The organism is Listeria floridensis FSL S10-1187 (assembly GCF_000525875.1).
Taxonomy (GTDB): Bacteria; Bacillota; Bacilli; order Lactobacillales; family Listeriaceae; genus Listeria; species Listeria floridensis.
Map to the genome: position 1 here is coordinate 14,879 of NZ_AODF01000002.1, position 26,325 is coordinate 41,203.

Sequence of the window (26,325 nt, forward strand, 5' to 3'; positions counted from 1 at the left end):
CCGATTAAAAGACGGTCAAATGTTTTCTTTGACCGCCCAGTTTTCCTAGCAAATTTAATTCGCTACAATATTCACGAGTTTTCCAGGAACTGCAATAACCTTCCGAACTGTTTTCCCTTCAATCTCAGCTTGAATCTTTTCATGGTTGAGACCAAACTCTTCAAGCGCTTCTTTCGTCATTGTTTTTGCGACAATCGCTTTTGCTTTCACTTTACCATTAACTTGAAGAACAATTTCAGCTTCGTCTTCCACAAGCTTCGCTTCATCATAAGTTGGCCAAGCTACATAACTGATTGATTCATCATGTCCAAGAATCGACCATAGTTCTTCCCCGACATGTGGTGCAATCGGCGCAAGTGCTTGAACAAATCCATCTGCATATTCATGAGGAATCGTATCTGCTTTATAGGCTTCATTCACAAAAATCATCAAAGCTGAAATCCCAGTATTAAAACGAAGTCCCTCATAATCAGTCGTCACCGATTTAACCATTTGATGATACGCCTTTTCAAGTTTTCCGTCATTTTCAGAAACGACTTTATCAGTCAATTTCTCGTCTTCCGTGACAAACAAGCGCCAAACCCTGTCAAGAAACTTCCGAGCACCTTCAAGCCCATTCTCGCTCCATGCGATTGAAGCATCAAGTGGTCCCATGAACATTTCATAAAGTCGAAGCGTATCTGCTCCGTATTTTTCAACCACTTCATCCGGGTTCACAACATTGCCGCGAGATTTCGACATCTTTTCATTATTTTCCCCAAGAATCATCCCTTGGTTGAACAATTTTTGGAACGGTTCTTTCGTTGGAACAACACCGATATCGTACAAAAATTTATGCCAGAATCGTGCATAAAGCAAATGCAGTACCGCGTGTTCTGCTCCGCCGATATAAACATCAACTGGCATCCATTCCCGCAGTTTTTCCTGATCAGCAATTCGCTCACTGTTGTGAGGATCGATAAAGCGAAGGAAGTACCAGCTTGAACCAGCCCATTGCGGCATCGTATTCGTTTCGCGGCGTCCCTTTCTACCCGATTCGTCCACCACATTGACCCAATCCGTCAAGTTGGCAAGCGGCGATTCCCCTGTTCCAGACGGTTTGATTTCCGTTGATTTCGGAAGAAGTAGCGGAAGTTCATTTTCAGGAACAAGCGTCGTTTCCCCGTCTTCCCAGTGGATGACTGGAATCGGTTCACCCCAGTAGCGTTGCCGACTGAAAAGCCAGTCGCGCAGGCGGTAAGTAATCTTCCGTTTCCCGTGACCTTCCTTCTCAAGCCAGTCAGAGATTGCCGTAATCGCTTCTTCTTTGTTCATTCCGTTGAGGAAATCGGAATTTACGTGAATTCCGTCACCTGAATAAGGCGCTTCTTCCACATTTCCGCCTTGAACGACTTCACGGATAGGAAGACCAAATTGCTTGGCAAACTCATGATCGCGCTCATCATGACCAGGAACCGCCATGACTGCTCCAGTACCATATTGAATCAAGACATAGTCCGCAATCCAAATAGGTATTTTCTCGCCAGTTGCCGGATTAATCGCATAAGCCCCCGTTGGAACGCCTGTCTTTTCTTTCGCAAGGTCTGTTCTTTCAAGTTCACTTTTCAGTTCCACTTGCTTCTTATAAGCTACAATCGCTTCTTTTTGCCCATCTGTTGTAACAACATCCACAAGTTCATGCTCTGGCGCCAAAACGACATAGGTTGAGCCAAATAGCGTATCCGGACGCGTCGTAAATACATCAATTTGTTCCGCGTGTCCATCAATCTTAAAGCTGACTTCTGCCCCTTCCGAGCGTCCAATCCAGTTGCGCTGCATGTCCTTAATATTTTCCGGCCAGTCTACAATCTCCAAATCGTCAATCAAACGATCCGCATAAGCCGTAATCTTAAGCATCCATTGCCGCATTGGTTTCCGGTATACTGGAAAACCGCCGCGTTCACTTTTTCCATCAATTACTTCTTCATTCGCAAGAACCGTTCCAAGAGCTGGACACCAGTTCACGGCAACCTCAGCTTCATAAGCAAGCCCTTTTTCATAAAGCTTCTCAAAAATCCACTGCGTCCATTTATAGTATTCCGGGTCCGTCGTATTAATCTCTCTATCCCAATCATAGGAGAATCCAAGTGATTTAATTTGACGCGTAAAATTCGCGATATTCTGTTCCGTAAAAATAGCCGGGTCATTTCCAGTATCAATCGCATATTGCTCAGCAGGAAGACCAAATGCATCCCAGCCCATTGGGTGCAGCACATTGTACCCTTGCGCACGCTTCACGCGCGACAAAATATCCGTCGCTGTATAGCCTTCAGGATGTCCAACATGAAGTCCAGCACCAGAAGGATAAGGAAACATATCGAGCGCATAAAAGTTTTCCTTTTCTTTATCTTCCGTCGTTTTAAAGGTCTTATTTTCCTCCCAAAACCGTTGCCACTTTGGTTCGATTTCTTTGTGATTAAATGTCATCCGTTCTCTCCCCTTCATACCAGTAAATTTTAGCGAACAATTGAAAAGCAAGAAGCAAAAAACCTCTCGTCCCAATAGCCATTTTAACAGCTATGGGACGAGAGGTTTTCTCCCGCGGTACCACCCAAATTAGTGATTTCTCACTCAACTTCTTGATCCTTAACGCGGACAACGTACGATTTTTATAAAAGGCAAGTTCATCTCGCTTTTCGTTCAGCTTTCACCAGCCGCTGACTCTCTAACTCCCAAGCTTATGAGACTACTACTCCTCTAGTCGCTCTTTTCTGTTCAATTAACAACTATTGTAGCTGATTTCGATTTATTTGGCAAGCGTCTGTTTTCTCATGAGCGGATAAAGAACAAAACCAAGCAAGAACAAGCCGATACTAAGCAGAAAGACTGTAAGATTTTCCGTTCCGCTTTTCATGATCCACAAGCTGTAGCAAAGAGCAAGAAAAGCAATAATGCCATCGGTAATTCGTTTTGGCAATTTTGACGTTTCATATGTGCTCCCTGTGAATACCAGCTTAAGTTGAAAAATAGGCGAGATAAAGTACTGCACAAGGAAGGCCAGAGTAGAAACCTTCACAACAAAATCATAGGCCACTGCAATGTCCCCAGATAATGTAGAGAAAATGAAAAACTGGGATGCGATACAGGTCAAAACAAGTGATCGAACAGGCGTGCCATTTTTATTCGTTTTCTTCAAGTAAGGTAAAAAGATGCCGTTTTTGGCCGCTTGGTGAGGTGCTTCGGAACTCATCATGATCCAGCCGATTGCCGATCCAAATAAACAAATGAGTGCAAGAGTTGCCATCACTGCCGAACCGCCGCTTCCAATAACCGCATTGAGCGCATCCGCAAGCGGGCTCGCACTGCCAATTAAGTTTTCTTTCGGGATAAGCCCTAGTGTCAGAATCGAAATGAGGCTATAAAGCATCACAGCAACGATCAAACCGGTAATCGTAGCCGCACGAACCGTTTTTCCTGACTTGGCACGTCCAGCGAACATCATCGCCGATTCAATCCCGATGAAAGCCCAAAGCGTTACGATCGCTGCACTGTTTACTTGAGACAATAGGCCTTCACTTAAGCCAGCACTATTATATACCGGGTGGTAGAATTCACCCATTTTGGCGGATTGGAAGGAAAAGACTGCGATAATAATGAAGAGAAAGAAACCGCCGACTTTGGCAATCGTTGCTACCAAATTGATTTTTCCAGCCCCACTTACGCCGCGCGAAATGATAAACGCAATTCCCCACAACAAGACGGTACATACGGCGAAGGTCAGTACCTGACCTTCTGTAATCGTGAACTCCCCCATTTTTACAAAAGTGGTTTTACTATTTAAAATCGGGAAAAAGACTGATAAGTATCCCGCAAACGACGTGATCAGCGAAACGTTTCCGGCCCAGTTTGCAACCCAGTAGCTCCACACGGCAATAAAACCGGCAACGTGCTTTGCCCCAGGACGGTTAAAGAAGGCATACGCATGACTTTGAGCACCGCTCGTCAGGTCGGGGCGTTTAACCGCGAGATTTCCAAAAACAAGAGCGATGAGAAGAACGCCGGCACCAGTGAAAATCCACGCGAGAAGCGTCGCGAGCGGACTTGCCACTTCAGCCATTTGGCGAGGAAGCATGAAGATTCCAGAACCCATCATGTTTCCAATTACGAGGGCTGTTAAAATAAAAAAGCCCATTTTTCTTTGCTTTGTCATCCAATATGCAACTCCTTTTATGTATTTTAGTGTATTAGCACTTTACCAAATGAAAGTGTTTTTAGCATAACAAAATTATTTTTATTCGTCAACCAAAAAATATGTTACACTTAAAACAGTGAATTTAAAGGAGTATGAGGCATTTTGAAAATAGAAAATCCATTTCCCTATTCAATAGACAACAAACGTTATCACACATGGAATTACACTTTGCGAGAAGAATTCGGCATGAAAGTATTTAAAGTGGCACTTGACGGCGGGTTCGACTGTCCAAATCGTGACGGCACCGTCGCACATGGTGGCTGTACATTTTGTAGCGCAGCAGGTTCCGGAGACTTTGCCGGCGATCGCAATTTTGATTTATCAGAGCAGTTTGCTGAAATCCGTGACCGCATGCATCATAAATGGAAAAACGGGAAATACATTGCTTTTTTTCAAGCATTTACCAATACACACGCACCGGTTTCTGTTTTGCGCGAAAAGTATGAAGTTGTCATGCAAGAAGAAGGTGTAGTAGGCCTTTCCATTGCAACACGTCCTGACTGTCTTCCTGATGATGTCGTTGATTACTTAGCTGAGCTGAATGAACGTACCTACCTTTGGGTAGAACTTGGGCTCCAGTCGGCACATGACGAAACCGGGCGATTGATTAACCGAGCACACGATTATGATTGTTATCTCGAAGGTGTGGCGAAATTAAAAAAAACGCGGAATTCGTGTTTGTACGCACATCATCAACGGGCTTCCGAAAGAGACACCTGAAATGATGCTTGAAACGGCTAAAAAAGTTGCTGAAAGCGGTGTAGACGGCATTAAAATTCACTTACTACACTTATTGCGCGGCACACCAATGGTAGAAGATTACAAACGCGGCGACTTAAAGTTTCTGACTCAAGAAGATTATGTCAAACTCGTTTGCGATCAGCTTGAAATTCTCCCGCCCGAAATGGTAATTCATCGTATTACTGGCGACGGTGGTGTGGATGATTTAATCGGACCGATGTGGAGCCTAAACAAATTTGAAGTATTAAATGCGATTGATCAAGAACTCGTATGGCGAGATAGCTATCAAGGTAAACGATTCGAGGCGGCAAAAGCATGAATTTGTTGGGAATTGTACCGTTCAGCCATGAACTTTTAAAGAAGGTTATCTTTCCAGGTGATGCGGTGCTCGATGGGACTTGCGGCAACGGACATGATACGCTGTTTTTAGCTGAACTGGTTGGGCCGAATGGGCAAGTTTTCGGATACGATATCCAAGCGAAGGCTATCCAAATTACGGAAAGTCGGCTCGAAGATGCGGGGATGAGCGATCAGGTTCGTCTTTTTTAAAAAAAAGGCATGCTCTTCTAAAAGAAGATATCTCCGTTCCGCTTAAGGCCGCGATTTATAATCTCGGCTATTTACCTGGTGGCGACAAAACGGTGACAACCCTTGCTGTTTCGACACTGGAAAGCATTCGTGCCGCACTTGATTTGCTCGTTTCAGGCGGTGTGCTCGTTCTTGTTATTTATCACGGTCATCCGGCTGGAAAAGACGAAAAAAATGCGGTGCTTGATTTTGCGGAACAGCTACCGCAAAAAGAGTTCCACGTTTTGCGCTATCAATTTGTTAACCAAAAAAACGACCCGCCGTTCGTGGTCGCAATCGAAAAACGTTAAAAAAAAGCACGCTTTCGACGAAAGCGTGCTTTTTGTTTCTATCAAGTATCTTTATTTACTGAATTGGTATTTCTTTTCCACATAAATCGAATACCAGATCATGAAGATGACAACCGTCCAAATTTTGCGGCTGTAATCATGCTTGCCTTTGCAGTGGTCATCAAGCAGCTGCAAGACATATTCCTTATTAATCAAATGATCCGTTTCAGATTCATGGATGATTTTTTTCACCCAATCGTTCATTTCATCTTTAAGCCAGTGGCGAATCGGAACTGGGAATCCAAGTTTGCGACGATTTAAAACGTGTTCTGGAACGAATGTTTCTGCAGCTTTGCGAAGCACATATTTCGTCGTTCCGTTTGTCGTTTTAAGTGAAGCGGGAACTTGTTTAGCTACGTCAAAGACTTCCTTATCTAGAAACGGAACACGAACTTCAAGCGAGTTTGCCATCGTCATCCGGTCAGCTTTCAGTAAAATATCACCACGAAGCCATGTATGCATATCAATATACTGCATCCGTTCTACAGGACCATAATTTTTTGTTTCTTCATAAAAAGGTTTGGTAATATTCGTATAATCATGACCTTCTTGATATTTAGGCAGTAAAATGCGTTTTTCAGCTTCCGTAAACATTTTCGCGTTTCCAATATAGCGCTCTTCCATCGGTGTTGTTCCGCGTTCTAGGAAACTCTTACCGCGCATTCCCTCAGGCATAACTTTCGCAACACCGCTAAGCATCGATTTGAAAACACCTGGCATTTTATTAAACATCGAAAGCGAATTAGGTTCGTTATAAATATTATAACCGCCAAACAGCTCATCAGCTCCCTCACCAGAAAGCGCAACTGTTACTTGTTTACGTGCTTCACGCGATAAGAAATAAAGCGGAATCGCTGCTGGATCGGCCAAAGGATCATCCATGTGCCACACAATTTTCGGCAATTCATTCATATATTCTTGCGGCGTGATCACATAACTGATATTTTCCACACCAAGTTTATCCGCCGTTTCTTTTGCCACATCAATTTCGCTAAACCCGTCGCGTTCAAAACCAACCGAAAACGTTTTAATCGCCGGATGGTATTCTTTTGCAATCGCTGCAATAATCGAAGAATCAATCCCGCCCGAAAGAAACGAACCAACTGGCACGTCAGAACGCATGTGCATTTTTACAGAATCATACATAACGTCGCGAATCTCTTTAATAAACGTATCTTCCGACTTTTGAACCGGCGCAAATTCAGGCTTAAAGTATTGCTTAAACTGCATCTCGCCGCCGATTTTTTTCGTGAAATAGTGTCCTGGAAGCAGACGCTTCACTTCTGTTGTAAGCGTATCTGGTTCCGGCACAAATTGGTACGTCATATAGTTTTGCAAAGAAACTTCGTCGAGCTTTTGGTTTTTTAAAGCGTGCAGAATTGATTTCTTTTCGGAGCCCATGTAGAGCTTGCCGTCTTCTTCAGCATAAAAGAACGGCTTAATGCCAAACGGGTCGCGGGCGCCGTAAATCGTATTTTCTTCCTTATCCCAAATTACAAAACCGAACATTCCGCGTAGTCTTGCCGCCGTTTCTTCCTTATATTTCGCATAAGTTGCAATGATAACTTCCGTATCGCTTTCCGTTTCAAACGTAAGCCCATCCTTAAGAAGACCTTCCCGCAGTTCCACATAGTTATACACTTCACCATTAAAAATAATCCAATAACGTTCATTTTCATAAGTAAGCGGCTGATGTCCATTTTCGACATCAATAATACTAAGACGTCTAAAGCCGAACTGAACATGATCATCCGTGTAATAGCCTTCATCATCTGGCCCGCGGTGTGTGATCATATCATTCATTTCTTTAAAAACCTGTTTTTCTTCACCTGTAATTTCAGCAATGCGATCATGAACGCATCCAATAAATCCACACATTCTGACATTTCTCCTCTATATGATTTTTCATTAATTCACAGTTTACACAAGCTTTACTATATCACAAAGCAAGCGGCTTTGCACGGCGAAGTCCATCACTTTTTGAAAAAAAGAAGGAGCTTGTCCAAATCAATGGACAAACCCCTTCTGCCTTGTTATTTCGCCAAATAACGCTTTAAATCCTCAACTTTATCCGTTTTTTCCCAAGGAAGATCAAGGTCGTGGCGTCCAAAATGCCCAAACGCTGCTGTTTCTCGGTAAATCGGACGGCGCAGATCAAGCATCTTAATAATTCCCGCCGGACGAAGATCAAAGTTCGCCCGCACCGCCTCAGTCAACTCGCTTTCACTATAAGGACTCGTCCCATAAGTTTCAATCGAGATCGAAACCGGATGAGCCACCCCAATCGCATAGGCAAGCTGTACTTCGGCTTTTTTGGCAAGCCCCGCCGCCACTAAATTTTTAGCGACATATCGCGCCGCGTAAGCGCCTGAGCGGTCCACCTTGGTCGGATCTTTCCCAGAAAATGCTCCGCCTCCGTGTCTTGCGTATCCGCCATATGTGTCGACAATAATTTTGCGTCCCGTAAGCCCAGCATCACCTTGCGGGCCACCGATCACAAAACGTCCTGTCGGGTTAATAAAATATTTTGTATCTTTATCAAGCCATTTTTCATCAATAACCGCCGAAATCACAAGTTCATGCATATCGCGCGCAATTGTTTCTTGATCTACTTCCGGATGATGTTGCGTCGAAATCACAACCGTATCAATCCGAGCTGGCTTATTACATTCATCATATTCAACCGTAACTTGCGTTTTAGCATCTGGACGGAGATAGTCAAGTGTGCCATTTTTACGCAGTTCCGAAATCTTTCTGACAAGTTTGTGGGCAAGTGAAATCGGAAGCGGCATCAACTCTTCAGTTTCGTCTGTTGCAAATCCAAACATCAAACCTTGGTCACCAGCTCCAATTGCCTCAATTTTAGCATCTTCATCTTCACCGCTACGAGATTCAAGCGATTCATTAACGCCTTGTGCAATATCTGGTGATTGTTCATCAATCGCTGTTAAAACCGCACATGTTTCAGCATCGAATCCGTATTTTGCACGCGTATAGCCGATTTCCTTGATCGTTTCCCTAACAATCTTTGGAATATCCACATAAACAGAAGTTGTAATTTCTCCAGCGACAAGCACAAGCCCCGTTGTAACAGTTGTTTCACACGCAACACGCGCATCCGGATCACGCGCAATAATCGCATCCAAAATTGCATCCGAAATTTGGTCAGCAATCTTATCTGGATGTCCATCAGAAACCGATTCTGATGTAAACAAATGACGATTTACAGTCATTCTTGTTCCTCCTTTAGTTCTCATCTCCACACTGGCACACAGCAAAGAAAAAAAGCCTTCTCTCTAAGTTTAACTGCATAGAGAAAAGGCATAACATTGCATTACCTTCACTCTCATCGATCAGGATTACAAGAAATCCTGCTCAGGTTAGCACCTTACAACAAGTGTAGGTTGCCGGGCTTCAAAGGGCCAGTCCCTCTACCGCTCTGGATAAGAGATAATCTTATTTTCGTCTTTCGACTGTTTCCAGTATAAATGTTTACAAATAGAAAATCAAGAGTGAATCCTCGCTCATTTTTTACTCAAAGCAGAAACTTCGGCCACGTCTTTTCTTCCATTACCCGGTAATGATTGTAAAATGCTTCGCCTTCTTCCGTCCGGCTATAACGAATCCCATCATTTGAACGATAACGAAACAATAAACCAATTTCCTCGAGTTGATAGATCGCAAGTAAAAACTCCGTCTTGTTTGGAATGGGATGTGTTTCATCTTTTGCCCGATCATTTACGAGCTCATTCATATTTGATGGACCACGGTAAACATTTTCAACGATTCGAAAAGCCAAATGAAAGGACAGCGCCATGATTTCACACACTTTCTACTTGAATTATCCCAATTATACCGCAACCTTCTTCATTTTTTCAAAACAAGTTTGCAGTTGAAAACGCAATTTTTGAAAAATCCTCCATATTTTTCCACGGTTTTTAGCAAATGCGCGATACACCCGTTCTCCAAAAAATGGAATTCCAGGAAAGTAGCACAAAAGAGCGATTGGCTTAAAGAAACTAAGGCGAAACATAATTCGCCTAATTGCCTTAAACCCGCGATAAACTCTTCCATTTTCACTTACGACATGAAGTTCACGAAGAAGTTCCGTCCGATTAAAATAATCACCACGATAATCTTGCAACGCTTTAAAAGAAAGTCTTTTTTTTGGAATCGAATTTTTCAAAAAAAACTTTTGCAGCCTTGCAAAACTCACAAGTTCCATCATAGAGCACTATATCTTTCAACAAAAAAACCTCCTTTTCTATTTCCTTTCCCCTTATCATATTTTTCAACCTGTGGTATCATTAAGGGTATTAAAAATATGATTTTGTTCGAGTTCGAGCAATAAAGGAGTTTAATTATGGCCTTATTACCACTTACTCTAATCATTCTTGTTGGATTCATTGTCACGATGCTGCTATTTGAATTTGTAGTAAAATGGGAATGGTTTAAATATTTTCTAGCGACAATCGGACTGATCGCAAGCGGCATTATTTTCTTTATCAGTTTTTACGGAGGCGGTCTCAAACAAACAGATATCGCGATTGCCCTGTTCTTTGCTAGTTTCGGCGAATACGTCGTATCACTCATTGTTAGCCTGATTCGTATGATTCAAAGAAGAAAAAATCAAACCGCACAAACAAAATAACACAAAAATCCGAGCGAAAAATTTTTCGCTCGGATTTTTTATTTAGAATAAACCTCATGAAACGCTTGTTTAATCACAAGACACGATTTTTCATAACGTTCCAATTCCTCAATTGTTAAATCAGCAAGTGAAAGTACTTCCTTAATGCCTGATTTATTAAGAATCGCAGGTCGACCTACATACACATCGCGCTTTTCATCATAAACCGAAACCGGCATTACCTCATGCGCATCACGTAGCACAATACTGATCAGTTCGGCTGCTGCCGTAGCAATTCCAAAACTTGTCCAGCCTTTTCCAAGCAAAATATTCCAGCCGCGTGCCCGAACCTGTTCTTTCAACATTTCTTGTTCTGCGAGAGAAAACCGCTTTTCGACTGCTTCATTAGCAAGGCGTACACTTGACCAAGCGATGAACTGTGATTCTCCGTGTTCACCTAGCACATATCCAGTGATGCTTGTTGGCGCCACATCAAAATGCTCGCCAAGCGTACTTCGCATCCGCATCGTATCAAGTGCTGTACCGGTCCCAAATACCCTTTCTTTTCCTAGCCCGCTTTCTTTCGCAATAATTTGCGTAATGACATCACATGGATTCGTGATGTTCATAAAAATCCCATCAAATCCTGCTTTCATAATTTGAGGAACAATCGAACGCACCGCAGCACTCGTTTCCTTCAATTCTTCCATTCGATCTTCTCGCAAGAGCGTCGTTGGTCCGATTGCCATCACAATCAGATCTGCATCTGCAAGAAGCGTATAATCCGTTCCGCCAGCAACAATCTTTGTATGACGCTGCACGGCAGAAAGCATATCCCGAAGCTCCATCGCTTCGCTTGCCACTTTTTCCTCTGCCTGATCAAACAATATGATTTCACTGCAAATTCCTTGCGTAACAAGCGAAAAGGCTAAATCTGAACCGACATGTCCACATCCGACAATTCCAATTTTTTGATTCATTCCTAAGCCCCCTCTTAATTGCTTGAATTAAGCGATACAAGTTCATATGTAAGAAGTGTAGCTTCATTTTCCCAAACGAGTTTTCGCGGAATCACCGTGCCGCTTGTCTCGCCTTCCTTCGTTTTGCGTAGTTCAACAGGAACATCAATCGGATAGATCCGATAACCGTCTTTTTTCAGTTCAAATAAATTCTCTGCAATTCGTTTTTCATTGCCTTTTGTCACAACCATTGTATTCACTTCAAGCTGCATACCCATCATGATCCCTCCAATTCTTTATTTTCTATCATAGCAGAAAACGGCCTTGTTTGCCTAACATCTCCACAAGTTTCGCCAAAATTTCCTGCATCCCTGCATCTCGCATAAAAAAACTAAACGTAGGTTTTCTAACCAGCTGCCGCAAATCCCCCTTACAAATTAGTGGCCCATCCGTTTCGAGATAATCTTTTTGCGGAATGATTTCACTCACTTCACAAAAAAAAGACCCGCTTCGTAAAACTCCTTCCATCCGATTTTACACTGTAATCTGCTACAAAATGAAACTGGTCTGTGCGTGCTCCCGTTTCCTCCATCAGTTCACGTGCAGCAGCTTCCTCATTCGATTCGCCTTTTTCTCCCTTGCCGCCAGGAAATTCAATGCCGCGAACCCTGTGCTTAGTAAAAAGCCATTTTCCTAAATAAAGCGGAATCACCAAAACATCATCCGCATCTCCCTTTTGTTTCGTAAAATAAATCGTCACTTGACCACCGTAATCATCCACATAAGAAAACAAAAACATCGCCCCTTTCTTTTTCAAAAAAAATGTGTTAAGCTATAACTAGCAAATCAGAGAAGGTGAAAAAACTTGGTGAAAAAATTTTTAATTGGCGGAATTCGCATCTATCGAAAGTATATCTCACCGCTCACACCGCCTTCGTGCCGATTTTACCCGACTTGCTCCCAGTACGGCATCGAAGCAATCGAAACACACGGCGCATTTAAAGGTAGTTATTTAGCCATAAGACGCATCTTAAAATGCCATCCCTTTCATAAAGGCGGACTCGATCCTGTTCCTCCAAAAAAAAGCGGCACAGAATGCCATCATCACCACTAATATAGCATAAAAAACTGCTTCCGCAAGAAGCAGTTTTTTATTTTTTTAAAGAAAACACTTGCATTTTATATTTTTTTCCTGTAACATCAATAACGGATTATAAATCGGAGTGATTACGATTTATTTTTTTATTCCCTAAACCGGAATGATTTTGATTTAAGGAGTTGACGATAATGAAGAAAAAAAAGAAATAAAATTTTTATCGCCGTTATTTGTACTTATGCTGTTAGTATTAGCCGCTTGCGGAAATTCAGGTGCAGCCAAAAAAGATGATGGGAAAATTCAAGTTTATACGACCGTTTATCCTCTTACTTATTTAACGAAACAAATCGGCGGTTCTTCTGTTGAGGTAAATAGTATTTATCCAGCTGGAGCAGACGCTCACAGTTTCGAGCCGACTCAAAAAGATATGCTGAAAATTGCGGATAGTGATTTGTTTTTCTATATAGGGCTTGGCATGGAAGGTTTTGTTGATAAAGCTAAATCCACATTAAAAGATGAAAAAGTTTCTTTTGTCCCGCTTGCTGAAAAACTTGATCTTCCAAAAGATCCTGATGCAGAGGCCGAACATGAAGCAGAAGAAGGTCACGACGATCATGATGACCATGAACATGGTGATATTAATCCACATGTATGGCTATATCCAAAATACATGGAGCAGATGGCTGAACTTGTAAAAGTTCAATTAACCAAGCAACTTCCCGATAAAAAAGCTGAATTTCAGGAAAACTACGATAAACTTATCGTAAAATTAGACAAACTTGATGACAAGTTCAAACAAACAGCTGAATCAGCTAAACAAAAAGACTTTGTAACTGCCCATGCAGCATACAGCTACTGGGATACTGCTTATGGCTTGCATCAAATTCCGATTGCTGGCGTTTCGACAAGCGATGAACCTTCCCAAAAGAAACTGCAATCGATCGTAAAGAAAATTAAGCAGGAAAAAATTCCATACATTATGTTGGAACAAAATACCAACTCCAAAATTGCCGATGTCATTCAAAGCGAAACGGATACAAAAGCCTTAACACTGCACAATTTGGAGACTCTTACAGAAAAAGATATCCATCAAAACCGTGATTACATTTCGATTATGAATGATAATCTCAAAGCGCTTAAAGAAGCACTTAACTACTAAAAAACCATGGAACCGTCCCGGTTCCATGGTTTTTCATTTAATAATCAGCTTTCCAAATTGCCGCTTCAACCATTTCAGCGACATTTTGAATTTCAGCCTGCGCTACACCGTCTTCAATGGCTGCTTGGACGACCGCTTCCGTCACAACACGCGAAACTTCCCGTACCATTTCGACCGGTGGAAGCAGTGGTGCCCCGCGTTTATCGAGTTCTTGTAGCCGTGTGATGCTTCCTGCTGCCTGTGACAGCATATTTTCTGTGACGCGGCTGGCTTTGGCAAGAACCGTTCCGAGACCAAGTCCTGGATACAGCAACGCATTATTCGCTTGACCAATTTGATAGGTGACTCCGCCATATGAAACCGGATCAGACGGGCTTCCAGTCACGACAAGTGCTTTTCCGTCCGTCCATTCGATCAAATCTGCCGCTTTTGCTTCTGCAAGGTGCGTTGGATTTGAAATCGGCATGATCGCCGGACGTTCATGAAAACTGGCCATTTTGCGCACTGCTTCTTCCGTGAAAGCACCCGCTTGACCGCTAGTTCCGATTAAAACAGAAGGCTTCACAGCTTCGATGATTTCCGCTAGGCTAGTCAAGCCATGCAGTTCCGGCTCGGTCCGCGCAAATTTCTTTTGACCTGCCGTGAGATTTTCCATATCGGCCGTGATCAAACCGTGTCTGTCAATCAAATAGAATTGTTCGACCGCCTCAGGTTCAGTTAGTCCTGCTCGAACTAATTCTTCCCGAATCTGCTCGGTTACCCCGACGCCAGCTGTCCCAGCTCCAAAGATTAAATAACGCTGCTCAGTGACAGGCTTTTTCGTCACCTCAGCCACCGCATGAACCGCCGCAGCCATCATGACGCCTGTTCCTTGAATGTCATCATTAAACGTCGTTACTTCATTCCGGTATTTTTCGAGGATCACACTAGCGTTATCACGCCCAAAATCTTCCCAGTGGAAGAGTACATTTGGAAAAATCGCTTTTGCTTTTTGAATAAACGCATCAATGAACGTAAGGTATTCCGTACCGGTTTTACGCGGTTTTTTCTTGCCGAGATAATGCGGATCGTTCAAAAGTTCGGCGCGGTTCGTCCCATTATCTATCACAATCGGGAGTACACGTTTCGGATGAATTCCGGAGGCGATTGTATAAACTGCAAGCTTTCCAACCGCAATCATGACACCTCCGATGCCCCAGTCGCCAATTCCAAGAACACCTTCTCCGTCAGTAATCACGAGCAGATCAACATGATCTAAATCAGCGCTTGCCGCTAAAAGCGATGCTTCAATCCGTTCTGGATGATCGCTGTCGAGAAAAACCGATTCACTTGGCGCGCTGAAATCCCGCGAATAATGAATCACACTTTCAGCGATGGTTGGCGTATAGATCACCGGAAGAAGCTCCTTAATATGGTCGCTAACAACCCGGTAAAATAAAATCCGATTCGAGTGGTAAATCGTCATCAAATATTGATTTTTTTGGTAGCTGTCCGAAAGCGAAGCCAGTTTTTGATAAACCAGTTCCGCTTGCTCAGCAAGACTGCGAATTTCAATCGGCAAAAGACCATGGAGCTGATACTTGCTTCTCTCTTCCTCCGTGAAGGCCAGCCCTTTATTGTAAAACGGATTTTGCAAGAGCTCTTTTCCAGTTAAATGCGGCATCGTTTTTCCCCTCTCTATACACAATACACTTATTTTACCGCGAATTTGGATTCTATTCCACAGTAAAAAGAGAAATTCAGTGCTAATCAGCACTGAATTTCTCTTTTTTCAACCTATGCCGCTGCACTTTCCCAGAAGCCGTCCGAGGAAGTTTTTCATGGTAGATAAACGCCTTTGGAATCTTGAAGCGCGCAAGGCGCGCTTCAAGATTTTCGCGGAGCGCTTCTTCATCAAAATTGCTAGCCACAACAAGGTGCGCGACGGGTTTTTCGCCCCATTCGGCGTCTTTTTCCCCAACAACCGCCGCCTCCAAAACGCCAGCAACACTCAGCAAGACATGCTCCACTTCGGTCGGATAAATATTTTCACCGCCCGAAATAATCAAGTCACTACGGCGCTCTGCTACATATAAAAAACCGTCCGCATCAAGATGCCCCAAGTCCCCTGTGCGGAAAAAGCCATCCACAAAAGCAGCTTTCGTTTCTTGTTCGCGGTTTAAATAGCCGGCAAATACAGTTGGGCCTTTAATCCATATTTCACCATCTAAGTCAGTTTCCTGCTGCTTGACAATTTTTAATTCAGATGGAAATAGAATTTTACCAGAAGAGCCGATTTTTTCTGCCGCCGCTTCCGGCTGAAGCGAAACGACTTGGGAAGCTGTCTCTGTCATTCCAAATGACTGCACAAGCGGCCAGTTTTGCGCAAGGCTTTGTGCCACTATTTCCTTCGGTGCCGCGCTTCCGCCAAGCAGCATCACCCGTAAATTCGAATGAAACGGCTCGCTTTTCAGTTCCAAAAGCCGCTTAAGCATCGTCATCACAACCGAAACATGCGTCACCCTACCGCTTGCTATAAGCTTCACCATCCGCTCTGCATCAAAACGCGGTTCAAGATAAACCGGAATTCCATAAATGACGCTCCGCATCAGAATCGAAAGCCCGCTAATATGAAAAATCGGCACCGCACACAGCCAAGCATCTTTCTCCTTTGAGAAACCGAAGTTAAGCATAGATGCCGTCGCGCTGAAAAAGTGATTGCCATATGTTTGCAAGACTCCTTTCGGCTTCCCCGTCGTCCCAGAAGTATACATGACCGAGGCAATATCTGTCAGTTCGATTTCTATTTTTTTTAGAAACTGCGCCGGATAAAGCTTCAAGTTCCTCAAAACTCGTTGCGGGCACAACTAATCGCGAAACAGCCGTCGTAAAATCCGAATGATACATCAAGAATTTTGCTCCGCTGTCTTCAAGCTGAAACTGCATTTCGAGCGGCGAAAGCCGCGGGTTTAAGAAAACGGTCGATGCCCCGATCAGTTCCAAGGCATGAATCGCAACATAAGTTTCCACGTCATTTCGACCAAGTAGAGCAATAAAGTCGCCCTTTCCCCCACCAAGTTCTGTCAGTCGCTCCGCACATTTTTCGGCCATCAAATAAACATCCTGAAACGTATAACTTTTTTCTCCAAAATAAAGCGCAGTTTTCTCTCCCGAAAGCTGCGCTCGCATTTTAAGCCAATTTTCCATTTCGATCACGGAAACTTCGGAAATTGATCGAAGTCAGGATCGCGTTTTTCCTTAAAGGCATCGCGCCCTTCCTTCGCTTCATCCGTTGTATAGTATAAAAGTGTTGCGTCTCCTGCCAGCTGCTGTATCCCAGCCAGACCGTCCGTATCCGCATTGAAGGCTGCTTTGATAAACCGAAGTGCTGTCGGGCTCTTCTTAAGCATTTCCTTCGCCCAAGAAACCGTTTCATTTTCCAGTTCAGCAAGCGGAACAACCGTGTTGATCCAGCCCATTTCAAGCGCTTCATCCGCTGTATACTGGCGGCACATGAACCAAACTTCTTTTGCTTTTTTATGTCCAATTACGCGCGCTAAGTAGCCCGAGCCGTAACCTGCATCAAAACTGCCGACATTTGGTCCCGTTTGACCAAACTTCGCATTATCTGCAGCAATCGTAATATCGCATACAAGCTGAAGTACATTCCCGCCGCCGATTGACCATCCAGCAACCATCGCAATAACCGGTTTCGGAATGACACGAATCAAGCGTTGTAAATCAAGCACATTTAAACGCGGAATTTGATCGTCACCGACATAACCACCGTGACCGCGTACTTTTTGGTCGCCCCCTGAACAAAAGGCTTTGTCTCCTTCACCCGTCAAAATGATTACGCCGATTTTTGCATCATCACGTGCCAGATTAAACGCATCAATCATTTCCATCACCGTTTTTGGTGTAAACGCATTATGAACATGCGGACGATTAATCGTTACCTTCGCAATTCCTTCATGTGATTCATATTTAATCTCTTCATACTCTTTTTCCGTTACCCAATTCACCATAAATCAAAATCCTCCTAAAAATGCTTATTTTGAAAGCGACGAATCGCCTTAGCAAGTTCTTCTGGTTTTTCAAGCTGAATCGCATGCCCCGCGCCTTGAATTTCAACATGTTCCGCAAGCGGAAGCCGCTCTTTCATCCTAGCCGCAAGCCGTTTAAATTTCAAGTCCTGTTCACCGGTAAGTAACAAAACCGGGCACTTCACTTTCGTAAGATCCGCCCACCCAGAAGGAAGTTCGCCTGTACCGACACCGAGAAGACTAAGCGCCAGCCCTTCCGGATTTTGGCTGAGCCTTTCTGTTTCAACCGCCGTTTGTTTTAAAAGCGGAAGTTTGCGCTGCGACTCGAACAGCGAAAGCGCCGCCCATTTTTCCGTAAAAAATGAAATCCCCTGTTCGCGCAACATCTGAACCCACGCCGCATCCTTTTCACGCCGCGCTTCGCGCTCACGCTCTGTTTCAAGCCCCGGCGAGCTGCTGATAAGAACAAGTCCCGAAAACGCATCTGGATGATCAATGACCATTCGAAGTGCAATCCGGCCGCCCATCGAGTATCCGATAAGGAGCGGCTTCTCCCCAGCCGTTTCCCGTGCCGCGATTTCAAGCAAACTTTCCTCCGTCGCCAAAAGCGAATAATCATCCGGATTAAGCGATAGCGACCGCCCGTGTCCCGGAAGATCGGGAAGCAAATACCGACCGCTCTCGAAGTATCCAAGCAGTTCAGCAAATGTCAAATGCGTTCCTGTAAAGCCATGAAGCAGCATAACGGCCGGATGTTGCGATTTCTGCACTGTTTCGTAAAATAAATCCATCAAATACCTTCGCGCTCAATGCGCTCGGTAATCTTCGCCCAAAGCGCATCATGACTAGCTTTATTTTCATGGCGGTTTGTATGCACCTCGATAATATCCAATCCCTTATGATAAGACGCTTTATCAAGCGCATCGCGAAACGCTTCAATCGCGTAAACCTCTTCATAATTTGCATCATAAAGCGCTGCTGCATAGCGGAAATCAAGATCCGTTGCTGTGCCAAACAGCGATTCAAAATACTTTGGCGTGCGGCTTTGCGGCAAGAACGAAAAGATTCCCCCGCCATTATTGTTCACCACAATAATCGTCAAGTTGAGCTGATATTTTTTCGCCATCAAAAGCCCGTTCATATCATGATAAAACGACAAGTCGCCGATCAAAAGATACATCGGCTGAACAACCGTACTGGCACCAAGCGCAGCTGAGACAACACCGTCAATGCCATTTGCCCCTCGGTTTGCAAACATCTTGATTTTTTTTATTCGTTTGCATAAAGTACGTATCGACATCACGAATCGGCATGCTGTTCCCGATGAAAAGTCCCGCTTGTTCTGGAAGCTGTTCTCGCAGCTCATAGACAATCTGACCTTCTTCAAAAACCGTAAGCCCATCCATATGTGCCGCAAGCGCTTCACGCGCAACCTTATTGATCGTTTGCCATTTCGATAGCCAACCAGATGCAGGTTCAACCTCAGCATCTTTCAGTGCATCCAGCAAAAAGCGCTCATCACAGTGAATCATATCCGTCACACCTTTTACCGGATCGCGCCAAGCTGCACCGGGATCAACCACAAAAGTACGTACATCCTCGAGTGCTTCAAGCCAAATCCGAAGCGGTTTTGAAACCGGCATCGCGCCAAAACGAATGACAACTTCCGGTTGAAGCTCATGACCCAGTTTCTCACTTTTCAAGAATCCATCATAACCATCAATGACAACATCATCCGTTTCACCATATGAACGAAGCCCCGAAAGCGGATCAGCCAAAATTGGCCAGCCAAATTTATGTGCCGTTTGAATAAACTTGGTTTCAATATCTTTTTTATCTAAAGGACCGACAATAATAATCCCTTTTTTACCGCTACATGCTGCAATCATTTTCTCAAGCGCTGCTGCCTCGAGCACCTCATGTGTATAATAAATATGCACATGATGACGCTTTTTATCAGTTGCAGCAAAAGGCGATGGCTCTAAAATCGGCGTTAGTGGTTCACGGAATGGAAAATTAAGATGTACCGGTCCACGCGGAGTCTTAAGCGCAAGATCGACCGAACGACTGCCGTGCCACTTCGCATAACGAATCATTTCCTCCGTATCTTCTGGAAGCGCCATATCCGTAAAACTTTTCACATGCGAACCATAAAGTTCAATTTGATCCATTGCTTGCGGTGCCCCAACATTACGAAGTTCATGCGGGCGATCCGCTGTAAGAACAATTAATGGAATTTGAGACAAATTCGCTTCCGCTACAGCTGGAAAATAGTTTGCCGCTGCCGTGCCGCTTGTTGAAAGCAAAACCACCGGTCGCTTAGAAGCCTTTGCCATTCCAAGTGCGAAAAATCCAGCCGAACGCTCATCAATGTCCACGTGAATTTTAAGCGTCGGATGCTCCGCTAAAAGCAGTGCAAGCGGTGTCGAGCGTGATCCTGGGCTAATCACTGCATCCTTGACCCCTGCTTGAACTAGCTCTTCAATAAAAGCGCTCAAGTAGGATGTCATCGCTTCCTGATGTTTCGTCATAATTTCGTTCCTCCTAATACCCTAAGCATTGGTTGAAATTTGATTTTCGTTTCCTGAAGCTCTTCATCTGGAACAGAGTCCGATACAATCCCACAGCCGGCAAATAATACACCGAGCGAATCAATCACAAGTCCCGAACGAATCGCAACCGCAAACTCTCCTTCAAAGTCCGGATCAACAAAGCCAATTGGAGCCCCGTATAACCCGCGATCTTCCGTTTCCTTCATTCGAATAATCGCCTTCGCTGTTTGCTGAGGCAGTCCGCCAAGCGCCGGTGTCGGATGAAGAGCCTTCACAATTTCCGTAATCGTCGTATCCGGATGTTTTTTTCCACTGACATTCATATAAAGATGCTGAATATCACGATTTTTAAGCAGAACCGGTTCACTCGAAAGCGAAAGATTTTCGGTAAAACTACGCAAAGTATTTTCGATCATATCGACCACATACCGATGTTCGCGCAAATTTTTTGCGTCATTTAAAAGTGCATTCCCAATTTGCTCATCCTCAAGCTCCGTTTCGCCGCGTTTTGCCGAGCCGGCCACACACGAAGAAAAAAACTTCGCCGTCAGAGACAGAAACAAGCCGCTCAGGAGTTGCCCCGAAAAACAAACTTGATCCCTTTTCAAACATAAAGAAATAACTATTTTTCTGCGTATCAATCATCTGTTGTAAAACCGCACCACTATCCACTTGATGATTAAAACGTAGCCCCATTCGCCGTGACAAAACGACCTTGTGCAAGTCTTCCGACGTCTTAAGCAACTCAATAATCTCAGCAGCATTCGCGAGAAACTCATCAGGCGCAAGTTCCTTCGCAGTTACGAGCGAATCAACCGTCAAGCTTGGTAGTTCCGCTTCCGTAATCTTTTCCCACTGCGCTTGAACAGCTTCAAATTTGTTTGTCTCATCGTCCGGATAAATGACTACATTGACCGTTAAAAATACACGATCAGCTTTTTTAGTTACCATAAAGAGCGGCAAGTAAAATAAGCCGTCTTTAAAGTCCTGCCATTCTTTTCCTGTTTCGCGTTCCGGGTCAAACGAAAATCCGCCGAAAAAAAGCGGTCCCGTCTGCTTTTCCGTTGCATTTGTCACCGTACGAAGTTTAACAGAACGAATTTTATTCTCAAGACCGGCATAAGCATCCTTAGATTTATCTTGCGAAAGAAACTGATTGGTTACGCCAAATCCAGCTAATGTAAGCGTCATTTCCGGATTTTGCCAAAAAAAGCGTTCTCCTGAAAATGCATCTTTTGCTTTTTGATATAAGACAAGCGGTGAAAAATCAGGCGGACATTCGTGAACGAAACTGAGAAGTGCCGGTTCATCCTTTGTCGCATGACGTTTTGCTTGTTCAAACAAAGCAAGAGGCAATGTGATTCCCATAACTCATCTCTCCTTTACTACACTCTTTCTATTATAGCAAAAAGAGCCGCTTCCTGCTTATTTTTCGCATTGTTTCTTTATCATTGACGAAACTCTTTTCTTTCCCTAAAATGAAGAAAGACAGTTTTAAAAAAAGGAGCGAAAAAAATGGCAACTTATGAAAAACAAGTTCTTGAACGGGAATCCGGTTTTAAAAAATGGTGGCGGCTACTTCGTCCGCACACCCTCGTTGCCTCTTTTGTTCCGGTATTTCTTGGCACATCGGTTGCAATGAGCTATACAAACTTTCACTTCACGCGATTTTTTGTCATGCTGATTGCCTGTTTTTTTATCCAAACATCAGCTAATTTGTTCAACGAATACTTTGACTATAAAAAAGGCCATGACGACGAGCATTCAGTCGGCAATGGCGGCGCAATTGTACGTAACGGCATGAAACCAGGCTTCATTCTCTTTCTCGCTATCGTACTTTACGCTTTATCTATCCTTGGCGGCGTTTATCTTTCAATCGAGCTGAACTGGTATGTCGGCTTACTTGGCGCAATCTGTATGCTCGTCGGCTTCCTATATACGGGCGGCCCCTATCCAATCGCATATACACCGCTTGGCGAGATCATGGCCGGATTTTTCATGGGGGGAATCATCACTTTCATTTCCTTCTACATCCAAGCTGAGTTCATCAGCCAAGAAATCATCTACATTGCAATCCCCGTCATGATATTAGTTGGTAACCTGTTGCTCGCAAACAGCTTGCGTGATCTTGTTCCAGATAAGAAAAGCGGGCGCTTGACACTTGCGATCTTACTTGGCAGAAAAGCCGGCACAGCACTATTCGCTTTAGCCTTCCTATTCGCTTACATCTTTGAACTTTCACTGATCTTCTGGATGGGTGCACCTTACTGGACACTTTTAATCCTCCTAAGCGCGCCGGAAGCAATCCGTGCTGTACGAGGCTACATCGGCAAAACCGAACCATTTACAATGATGCCGGGAATGAAAGCCACATCAAAGGCTATCACCTATTTCGGCTTACTCCTTGCAATTGCCTATCTGCTGAGCTTACTGCAAAAAAATCTTTTCATGTAATAAAAAACACTCGCGTTCCAAGATTTCGTCTTGAACGCAAGTGTTTTTTATATCGTTTTATTCCGGTGAAAAAACAGACCGAGTGCCCCTGCTGCTAATAAAAACGATATCGCATAGTAGAAACTTGTTGCCCCAAAATGACCAATAAGCGCTCCTGTGACAGTTGGGCCAAGAATACTTCCCATACTGAAGCACATCCCGACTAAAATATTTCCTGCCGGTAAAAGTGCAGTCGGTGTCAAGTCGGTCATATAAGAAAGCCCTAACGAATAAAGCGATCCGAGTAAAATTCCTAGCACAAAAAAGAAGCCGATAAAAAGCCAGTGCAAAGAAACAAAAGCAAGCATCAAAAAGACTGCACTTCCAGCCAGAATAAGTGCGGGCAGTACCTTACCTCGTCCAGTTCTATCACTAAAAATCCCAATTGGTACTTGAAACAAAATTGTTCCTACTGAAAAAGCAGAAATAATCGTTGTAATCATAAATGTCGACATCCCGCCGCGCAACCCGACAATTGGAAAAGTCGCATTCAATCCTGTCTCAAGAACCCCGTACAAAAAAGGCGGAATCATCGCAACCCAAGCAATTCGCATCACATCCGAAAAACGCTTTATACTCGCAAAAAACGACAACTTTCGAACCTCATCCCCATCCGCAATAAACGCATTTCGAATCGACCAAACGAGCATCCAAGCAACCAGCACCATCACACCAGAAACAAAAAAAGGCACCGCTGTCCCGATATGTGTCAAATTAACTAGCTGCGGCCCAACAGCGAATCCAAGCGAAAAGAATAAACCATAAATCGCCATATTCCTTCCCCGTTTTTCTGGCGCCGTCATCGCCCCAATCCATGTCTGCGACGAAAAATGTAGCATATGATCCCCAACACCTATCACTAGCCGCAACACAAACCAAAATGTCAAACTAAACCACGCCGGAAACAGCATCAAGGCAGCTGCAACTAAGAAACCTCCAAGAAGAATGATCGGCTTAAACCCATACTTATGCAGCGGAGCTCAATAAAGGGAGAAACCAGTAGCACTCCGAGATAAATCCCCGTGGCATGGAACCCATTAATTCCTGAGCTAATCCCCTTTTCCTCAAAAATTATCGAAATAAGCGGCAACAGCAGCCCTTGTGACAATCCCGAAATCGCAACAACAATAGTAAGTATCCAAAACTCTTTTTTTCCAGCTCGCACTTCACTTCTCCCTTTCCAACTTCTTCAGAAATAAAAAAAACAATGCTTTTAGCAAGCATTGTTCTCAAAGATGACCCGTACGGGATTCGAACCCGTGTTACCGCCGTGAAAGGGCGGTGTCTTAACCGCTTGACCAACGGGCCTTACTGGCGGAGAAGGAGGGATTTGAACCCTCGCGCCGCGTTAACGACCTACACCCTTAGCAGGGGCGCCTCTTCAGCCACTTGAGTACTTCTCCAGATCATTATTTAATAATACTTCTTTTTTAAGAAGAAACTCCACAGGCAGGACTCGAACCTGCGACCGATCGGTTAACAGCCGATTGCTCTACCAACTGAGCTACTGTGGAATAAAGTGGGCCTAAGTGGACTCGAACCACCGACCTCACGCTTATCAGGCGTGCGCTCTAACCAGCTGAGCTATAGGCCCATAAAAAAAGCGGGTGAGGAGAATCGAACTCCCGACAACAGCTTGGAAGGCTGTGGTTTTACCACTAAACTACACCCGCATTATAAAAAGTAAAATAAACAGGGGCGGATAAAGGGAATCGAACCCTCGAATGCCTGAACCACAATCAGGTGCGTTAACCACTTCGCCATATCCGCCATGAGCAAAAGTCTAAAGAGTGGCTTGGGACAGAATCGAACTGCCGACACCTTGAGCTTCAATCAAGTGCTCTACCAACTGAGCTACCAAGCCAAATGGCGGTCCCGACGGGATTTGAACCCGCGATCTCCTGCGTGACAGGCAGGCATGTTAACCCCTACACCACGGAACCACGATTGCGGGGACAGGATTTGAACCTGCGACCTTCGGGTTATGAGCCCGACGAGCTACCAGACTGCTCCACCCCGCGACGATATTATAAAATTTTATTGTCCACCAGTCAAGATAATTATTAAGAAAAAAACGGAGGAAGAGGGATTCGAACCCCCGCGAGCTTTTACACCCCTGTCGGTTTTCAAGACCGATCCCTTCAGCCAGACTTGGGTATTCCTCCACGATATGAAAATTAAAGTGACAAGTGGACCTTGCAGGACTCGAACCTGCGACCGGACGGTTATGAGCCGTCTGCTCTAACCAACTGAGCTAAAGGTCCAAGTATAAAGATAGCGGCGGAGGGAATCGAACCCACGACCTCTCGGGTATGAACCGAACGCTCTAGCCAGCTGAGCTACGCCGCCACGTTAAAATGAGCTATCTTATTCTTATATAACAATTATACTACTAATGGTGGAGCCTAGCGGGATCGAACCGCTGACCTCCTGCGTGCAAAGCAGGCGCTCTCCCAGCTGAGCTAAGGCCCCAAAATAAAAGGAATGGTGATAAGATAATGGTCGGGAAGACAGGATTCGAACCTGCGACCCCTTGGTCCCAAACCAAGTGCTCTACCAAGCTGAGCTACTTCCCGTACAAAAGCGCGCCCGGAAGGAGTCGAACCTCCAACCGCCTGATTCGTAGTCAGGTACTCTATCCAGTTGAGCTACGGGCGCAAAAACAAATAATGGTGCCGAGGACCGGAATCGAACCGGTACGGGTATCACTACCCGCAGGATTTTAAGTCCTGTGCGTCTGCCAGTTCCGCCACCCCGGCATCGGAGTTACATGGAAGCGGAAGACGGGGTTCGAACCCGCGACCCCCACCTTGGCAAGGTGATGTTCTACCACTGAACTACTTCCGCATCATATAAAACTAGAAAAGAAAGTGCGGGTGAAGGGACTTGAACCCCCACGCCTTGCGGCGCCAGATCCTAAATCTGGTGCGTCTGCCAATTCCGCCACACCCGCAAAGTGAGCCGTGCAGGGTTCGAACCTGCGACCCTCTGATTAAAAGTCAGATGCTCTACCAACTGAGCTAACGGCTCTTATTCCAAATTGCTTCGTCTACTTATGTAAGTGGACCAAAAAAAGTGGTGCCGGCTGCAAGAGTCGAACTCGCGACCTACTGATTACAAATCAGTTGCTCTACCAACTGAGCTAAGCCGGCAAAAATGGTGGAGGTTAACGGGATCGAACCGCTGACCCTCTGCTTGTAAGGCAGATGCTCTCCCAGCTGAGCTAAACCTCCAAATATATCTTGCCCGGCAGCGACCTACTCTCACAGGGGGAAGCCCCCAACTACCATCGGCGCGGAGAAGCTTAACTACCGTGTTCGGGATGGGAACGGGTGTGACCTTCTCGCCATAGCCACCAGACAAGTTTGACTGAAAGAACGTTGTTCTCTCAAAACTAGAGAAGAAAAGGGTTCAAAAAACCAGGGAATCAAAGTTTGAGGTTAAGTCCTCGATCGATTAGTATTTGTCCGCTCCATGTGTCGCCACACTTCCACTCCAAACCTATCTACCTGATCATCTTTC

The 26,325-nt window shown here is 44.5% G+C and carries 17 protein-coding genes, 21 tRNA genes, 2 rRNA genes, 6 pseudogenes and 1 riboswitch; of the genes and pseudogenes, 6 read left to right on the plus strand and 40 right to left on the minus strand.

The window, feature by feature from the left end:
- Positions 1-54: 54 nt before the first annotated feature.
- Together leuS and MFLO_RS01930 are read right to left on the minus strand one after the other, a co-directional pair.
- Positions 55-2,466, minus strand: coding sequence for a leucine--tRNA ligase (gene leuS, locus MFLO_RS01925; protein ID WP_036096040.1), 2,412 nt, complete (start codon positions 2,464-2,466; stop codon positions 55-57).
- A gap of 319 nt (positions 2,467-2,785) precedes the next feature.
- Entirely contained in the window at positions 2,786-4,189 is a 1,404-nt protein-coding gene (locus MFLO_RS01930; protein WP_036096042.1) for an amino acid permease, read from the minus strand.
- Positions 4,190-4,333: 144 nt separating this feature from the next.
- On the opposite strand from MFLO_RS01930, the pseudogene mnmL reads away from it, so the two are divergent.
- Positions 4,334-5,291 (plus strand): annotated as a pseudogene (gene mnmL / locus MFLO_RS01935) (tRNA modification radical SAM protein MnmL/YtqA).
- Positions 5,288-5,850: pseudogene (mnmM, locus tag MFLO_RS01940) on the plus strand (tRNA 5-(aminomethyl)-2-thiouridylate-methyltransferase MnmM). The pseudogenes mnmL and mnmM overlap by 4 nt, the downstream one beginning before the upstream one ends.
- 51 nt (positions 5,851-5,901) lie before the next feature.
- Here the strand turns inward: mnmM and asnB are convergent.
- The 4 genes from asnB to MFLO_RS01960 all read right to left on the minus strand — a co-directional run bounded on the left by asnB (position 5,902) and on the right by MFLO_RS01960 (position 10,117).
- Entirely contained in the window at positions 5,902-7,767 is a 1,866-nt protein-coding gene (asnB, locus tag MFLO_RS01945) for an asparagine synthase (glutamine-hydrolyzing) (protein WP_036096044.1), read from the minus strand.
- 155 nt (positions 7,768-7,922) lie between these two features.
- Positions 7,923-9,122, minus strand: a complete 1,200-nt coding sequence (gene metK, locus MFLO_RS01950) for a methionine adenosyltransferase (protein ID WP_036096046.1) — start codon at positions 9,120-9,122, stop codon at positions 7,923-7,925.
- Positions 9,123-9,232: 110 nt separating this feature from the next.
- Positions 9,233-9,339, minus strand: a riboswitch (SAM riboswitch).
- 85 nt (positions 9,340-9,424) lie between these two features.
- The gene (locus tag MFLO_RS01955; RefSeq protein ID WP_036096048.1) at positions 9,425-9,706 is read right to left on the minus strand and encodes a DUF3116 family protein; all 282 of its coding nucleotides are present in this window, start codon (positions 9,704-9,706) and stop codon (positions 9,425-9,427) included.
- 33 nt (positions 9,707-9,739) lie between these two features.
- Positions 9,740-10,117: a thiol-disulfide oxidoreductase DCC family protein gene (locus MFLO_RS01960; RefSeq protein ID WP_338151499.1), complete on the minus strand. Its 378-nt coding sequence runs from the start codon at positions 10,115-10,117 to the stop codon at positions 9,740-9,742.
- Positions 10,118-10,252: 135 nt separating this feature from the next.
- Between MFLO_RS01960 and MFLO_RS01965 the strand changes: the two genes are divergently transcribed.
- Positions 10,253-10,540 carry a membrane protein gene (locus MFLO_RS01965; protein ID WP_036096050.1) on the plus strand — a complete coding sequence of 96 codons (288 nt, stop codon included), beginning with the start codon at positions 10,253-10,255 and terminating at the stop codon, positions 10,538-10,540.
- A gap of 38 nt (positions 10,541-10,578) precedes the next feature.
- On the opposite strand, the gene MFLO_RS01970 is transcribed toward MFLO_RS01965, so the two are convergent.
- From MFLO_RS01970 to ytkD, 3 genes and pseudogenes are all read right to left on the minus strand, one after another.
- Complete coding sequence (locus MFLO_RS01970) at positions 10,579-11,499, minus strand: L-lactate dehydrogenase (protein WP_036096052.1); 921 nt, start codon at positions 11,497-11,499, stop codon at positions 10,579-10,581.
- 14 nt (positions 11,500-11,513) lie between these two features.
- Complete coding sequence (locus MFLO_RS01975) at positions 11,514-11,756, minus strand: DUF2584 domain-containing protein (protein ID WP_036096053.1); 243 nt, start codon at positions 11,754-11,756, stop codon at positions 11,514-11,516.
- Between the two features lie 28 nt (positions 11,757-11,784).
- Positions 11,785-12,271, minus strand: a pseudogene (gene ytkD, locus MFLO_RS16700) (RNA deprotection pyrophosphohydrolase).
- 75 nt (positions 12,272-12,346) lie between these two features.
- Here ytkD and yidD point away from each other — a divergent pair.
- Together yidD and MFLO_RS01985 are read left to right on the plus strand one after the other, a co-directional pair.
- On the plus strand, positions 12,347-12,592 hold the full coding sequence (yidD, locus tag MFLO_RS14980) for a membrane protein insertion efficiency factor YidD (RefSeq protein ID WP_149022950.1): 246 nt from the start codon (positions 12,347-12,349) through the stop codon (positions 12,590-12,592).
- 220 nt (positions 12,593-12,812) lie between these two features.
- Positions 12,813-13,733, plus strand: a complete 921-nt coding sequence (locus MFLO_RS01985) for a metal ABC transporter solute-binding protein, Zn/Mn family (protein ID WP_051993420.1) — start codon at positions 12,813-12,815, stop codon at positions 13,731-13,733.
- A 37-nt stretch (positions 13,734-13,770) separates the two neighbouring features.
- On the opposite strand, the gene MFLO_RS01990 is transcribed toward MFLO_RS01985, so the two are convergent.
- From MFLO_RS01990 to MFLO_RS02015, 7 genes and pseudogenes are all read right to left on the minus strand, one after another.
- A complete protein-coding gene (locus MFLO_RS01990) occupies positions 13,771-15,396 on the minus strand; it encodes an NAD-dependent malic enzyme (RefSeq protein ID WP_036096055.1) in 1,626 nt (541 codons plus the stop codon).
- Positions 15,397-15,478: 82 nt separating this feature from the next.
- Complete coding sequence (gene menE, locus MFLO_RS01995) at positions 15,479-16,486, minus strand: o-succinylbenzoate--CoA ligase (RefSeq protein WP_241433506.1); 1,008 nt, start codon at positions 16,484-16,486, stop codon at positions 15,479-15,481.
- A complete protein-coding gene (locus MFLO_RS16170) occupies positions 16,398-16,919 on the minus strand; it encodes an AMP-binding protein (RefSeq protein ID WP_241433504.1) in 522 nt (173 codons plus the stop codon). Before MFLO_RS16170 ends, menE begins: the two co-directional genes overlap by 89 nt.
- Positions 16,920-16,924: 5 nt before the next feature.
- Positions 16,925-17,740, minus strand: a complete 816-nt coding sequence (menB, locus tag MFLO_RS02000) for a 1,4-dihydroxy-2-naphthoyl-CoA synthase (protein WP_036096056.1) — start codon at positions 17,738-17,740, stop codon at positions 16,925-16,927.
- A gap of 14 nt (positions 17,741-17,754) precedes the next feature.
- Entirely contained in the window at positions 17,755-18,549 is a 795-nt protein-coding gene (menH, locus tag MFLO_RS02005; protein ID WP_036096057.1) for a 2-succinyl-6-hydroxy-2,4-cyclohexadiene-1-carboxylate synthase, read from the minus strand.
- Positions 18,549-20,289: pseudogene (gene menD / locus MFLO_RS02010) on the minus strand (2-succinyl-5-enolpyruvyl-6-hydroxy-3-cyclohexene-1-carboxylic-acid synthase). The gene menH and the pseudogene menD overlap by 1 nt, the downstream one beginning before the upstream one ends.
- Positions 20,286-21,678: pseudogene (locus MFLO_RS02015) on the minus strand (isochorismate synthase). Before MFLO_RS02015 ends, menD begins: the two co-directional pseudogenes overlap by 4 nt.
- 147 nt (positions 21,679-21,825) lie before the next feature.
- On the opposite strand from MFLO_RS02015, the gene MFLO_RS02020 reads away from it, so the two are divergent.
- Entirely contained in the window at positions 21,826-22,764 is a 939-nt protein-coding gene (locus MFLO_RS02020; protein WP_036096058.1) for a 1,4-dihydroxy-2-naphthoate polyprenyltransferase, read from the plus strand.
- 47 nt (positions 22,765-22,811) lie between these two features.
- Here the strand turns inward: MFLO_RS02020 and MFLO_RS02025 are convergent.
- The 24 genes and pseudogenes from MFLO_RS02025 to MFLO_RS02140 form a co-directional block, all read right to left on the minus strand.
- Positions 22,812-23,968: pseudogene (locus tag MFLO_RS02025) on the minus strand (MFS transporter).
- Positions 23,969-24,039: 71 nt separating this feature from the next.
- Positions 24,040-24,111, minus strand: a tRNA-Glu gene (locus MFLO_RS02030).
- 4 nt (positions 24,112-24,115) lie between these two features.
- Positions 24,116-24,206, minus strand: a tRNA-Ser gene (locus tag MFLO_RS02035).
- A gap of 38 nt (positions 24,207-24,244) precedes the next feature.
- Positions 24,245-24,317, minus strand: a tRNA-Asn gene (locus MFLO_RS02040).
- Positions 24,318-24,323: 6 nt separating this feature from the next.
- Positions 24,324-24,397: transfer RNA gene (locus tag MFLO_RS02045), tRNA-Ile, on the minus strand.
- Between the two features lie 8 nt (positions 24,398-24,405).
- A tRNA-Gly gene (locus MFLO_RS02050) sits at positions 24,406-24,476 on the minus strand.
- A gap of 24 nt (positions 24,477-24,500) precedes the next feature.
- Positions 24,501-24,573: transfer RNA gene (locus tag MFLO_RS02055), tRNA-His, on the minus strand.
- Between the two features lie 21 nt (positions 24,574-24,594).
- Positions 24,595-24,667, minus strand: a tRNA-Phe gene (locus MFLO_RS02060).
- A 3-nt stretch (positions 24,668-24,670) separates the two neighbouring features.
- Positions 24,671-24,746: transfer RNA gene (locus tag MFLO_RS02065), tRNA-Asp, on the minus strand.
- A gap of 4 nt (positions 24,747-24,750) precedes the next feature.
- Positions 24,751-24,824, minus strand: a tRNA-Met gene (locus tag MFLO_RS02070).
- 54 nt (positions 24,825-24,878) lie between these two features.
- A tRNA-Ser gene (locus tag MFLO_RS02075) sits at positions 24,879-24,968 on the minus strand.
- Positions 24,969-24,993: 25 nt separating this feature from the next.
- Positions 24,994-25,067: transfer RNA gene (locus MFLO_RS02080), tRNA-Ile, on the minus strand.
- Between the two features lie 11 nt (positions 25,068-25,078).
- Positions 25,079-25,152: transfer RNA gene (locus tag MFLO_RS02085), tRNA-Met, on the minus strand.
- Between the two features lie 47 nt (positions 25,153-25,199).
- Positions 25,200-25,275, minus strand: a tRNA-Ala gene (locus tag MFLO_RS02090).
- Between the two features lie 27 nt (positions 25,276-25,302).
- Positions 25,303-25,379 (minus strand) — tRNA-Pro (locus tag MFLO_RS02095).
- A gap of 8 nt (positions 25,380-25,387) precedes the next feature.
- Positions 25,388-25,461, minus strand: a tRNA-Arg gene (locus MFLO_RS02100).
- Between the two features lie 12 nt (positions 25,462-25,473).
- A tRNA-Leu gene (locus tag MFLO_RS02105) sits at positions 25,474-25,562 on the minus strand.
- A 16-nt stretch (positions 25,563-25,578) separates the two neighbouring features.
- Positions 25,579-25,650, minus strand: a tRNA-Gly gene (locus MFLO_RS02110).
- Positions 25,651-25,674: 24 nt separating this feature from the next.
- Positions 25,675-25,756 (minus strand) — tRNA-Leu (locus tag MFLO_RS02115).
- A gap of 4 nt (positions 25,757-25,760) precedes the next feature.
- Positions 25,761-25,833 (minus strand) — tRNA-Lys (locus MFLO_RS02120).
- A gap of 46 nt (positions 25,834-25,879) precedes the next feature.
- Positions 25,880-25,955: transfer RNA gene (locus MFLO_RS02125), tRNA-Thr, on the minus strand.
- A 5-nt stretch (positions 25,956-25,960) separates the two neighbouring features.
- Positions 25,961-26,036, minus strand: a tRNA-Val gene (locus MFLO_RS02130).
- 11 nt (positions 26,037-26,047) lie between these two features.
- Positions 26,048-26,163: ribosomal RNA gene (gene rrf, locus MFLO_RS02135) — 5S ribosomal RNA — on the minus strand.
- Between the two features lie 76 nt (positions 26,164-26,239).
- Positions 26,240-26,325: ribosomal RNA gene (locus tag MFLO_RS02140) — 23S ribosomal RNA — on the minus strand; the annotation flags it as partial.

Coding starts and splice junctions, on each gene's coding strand:
- MFLO_RS01990 (WP_036096055.1), bottom strand. CDS start 15,396: ATGCCGCATTTAACTGGAAAAGAGCTCTTGCAAAATCCGTTTTACAAT.
- leuS (WP_036096040.1), bottom strand. CDS start 2,466: ATGACATTTAATCACAAAGAAATCGAACCAAAGTGGCAACGGTTTTGG.
- menB (WP_036096056.1), bottom strand. CDS start 17,740: ATGGTGAATTGGGTAACGGAAAAAGAGTATGAAGAGATTAAATATGAA.
- MFLO_RS02020 (WP_036096058.1), top strand. CDS start 21,826: ATGGCAACTTATGAAAAACAAGTTCTTGAACGGGAATCCGGTTTTAAA.
- MFLO_RS16170 (WP_241433504.1), bottom strand. CDS start 16,919: ATGGAAAATTGGCTTAAAATGCGAGCGCAGCTTTCGGGAGAGAAAACT.
- menE (WP_241433506.1), bottom strand. CDS start 16,486: ATGTATACTTCTGGGACGACGGGGAAGCCGAAAGGAGTCTTGCAAACA.
- metK (WP_036096046.1), bottom strand. CDS start 9,122: ATGACTGTAAATCGTCATTTGTTTACATCAGAATCGGTTTCTGATGGA.
- MFLO_RS01965 (WP_036096050.1), top strand. CDS start 10,253: ATGGCCTTATTACCACTTACTCTAATCATTCTTGTTGGATTCATTGTC.
- MFLO_RS01970 (WP_036096052.1), bottom strand. CDS start 11,499: ATGAATCAAAAAATTGGAATTGTCGGATGTGGACATGTCGGTTCAGAT.
- MFLO_RS01975 (WP_036096053.1), bottom strand. CDS start 11,756: ATGGGTATGCAGCTTGAAGTGAATACAATGGTTGTGACAAAAGGCAAT.
- MFLO_RS01960 (WP_338151499.1), bottom strand. CDS start 10,117: ATGATGGAACTTGTGAGTTTTGCAAGGCTGCAAAAGTTTTTTTTGAAA.
- MFLO_RS01985 (WP_051993420.1), top strand. CDS start 12,813: ATGCTGTTAGTATTAGCCGCTTGCGGAAATTCAGGTGCAGCCAAAAAA.
- menH (WP_036096057.1), bottom strand. CDS start 18,549: ATGGATTTATTTTACGAAACAGTGCAGAAATCGCAACATCCGGCCGTT.
- MFLO_RS01955 (WP_036096048.1), bottom strand. CDS start 9,706: ATGGCGCTGTCCTTTCATTTGGCTTTTCGAATCGTTGAAAATGTTTAC.
- asnB (WP_036096044.1), bottom strand. CDS start 7,767: ATGTGTGGATTTATTGGATGCGTTCATGATCGCATTGCTGAAATTACA.
- MFLO_RS01930 (WP_036096042.1), bottom strand. CDS start 4,189: ATGACAAAGCAAAGAAAAATGGGCTTTTTTATTTTAACAGCCCTCGTA.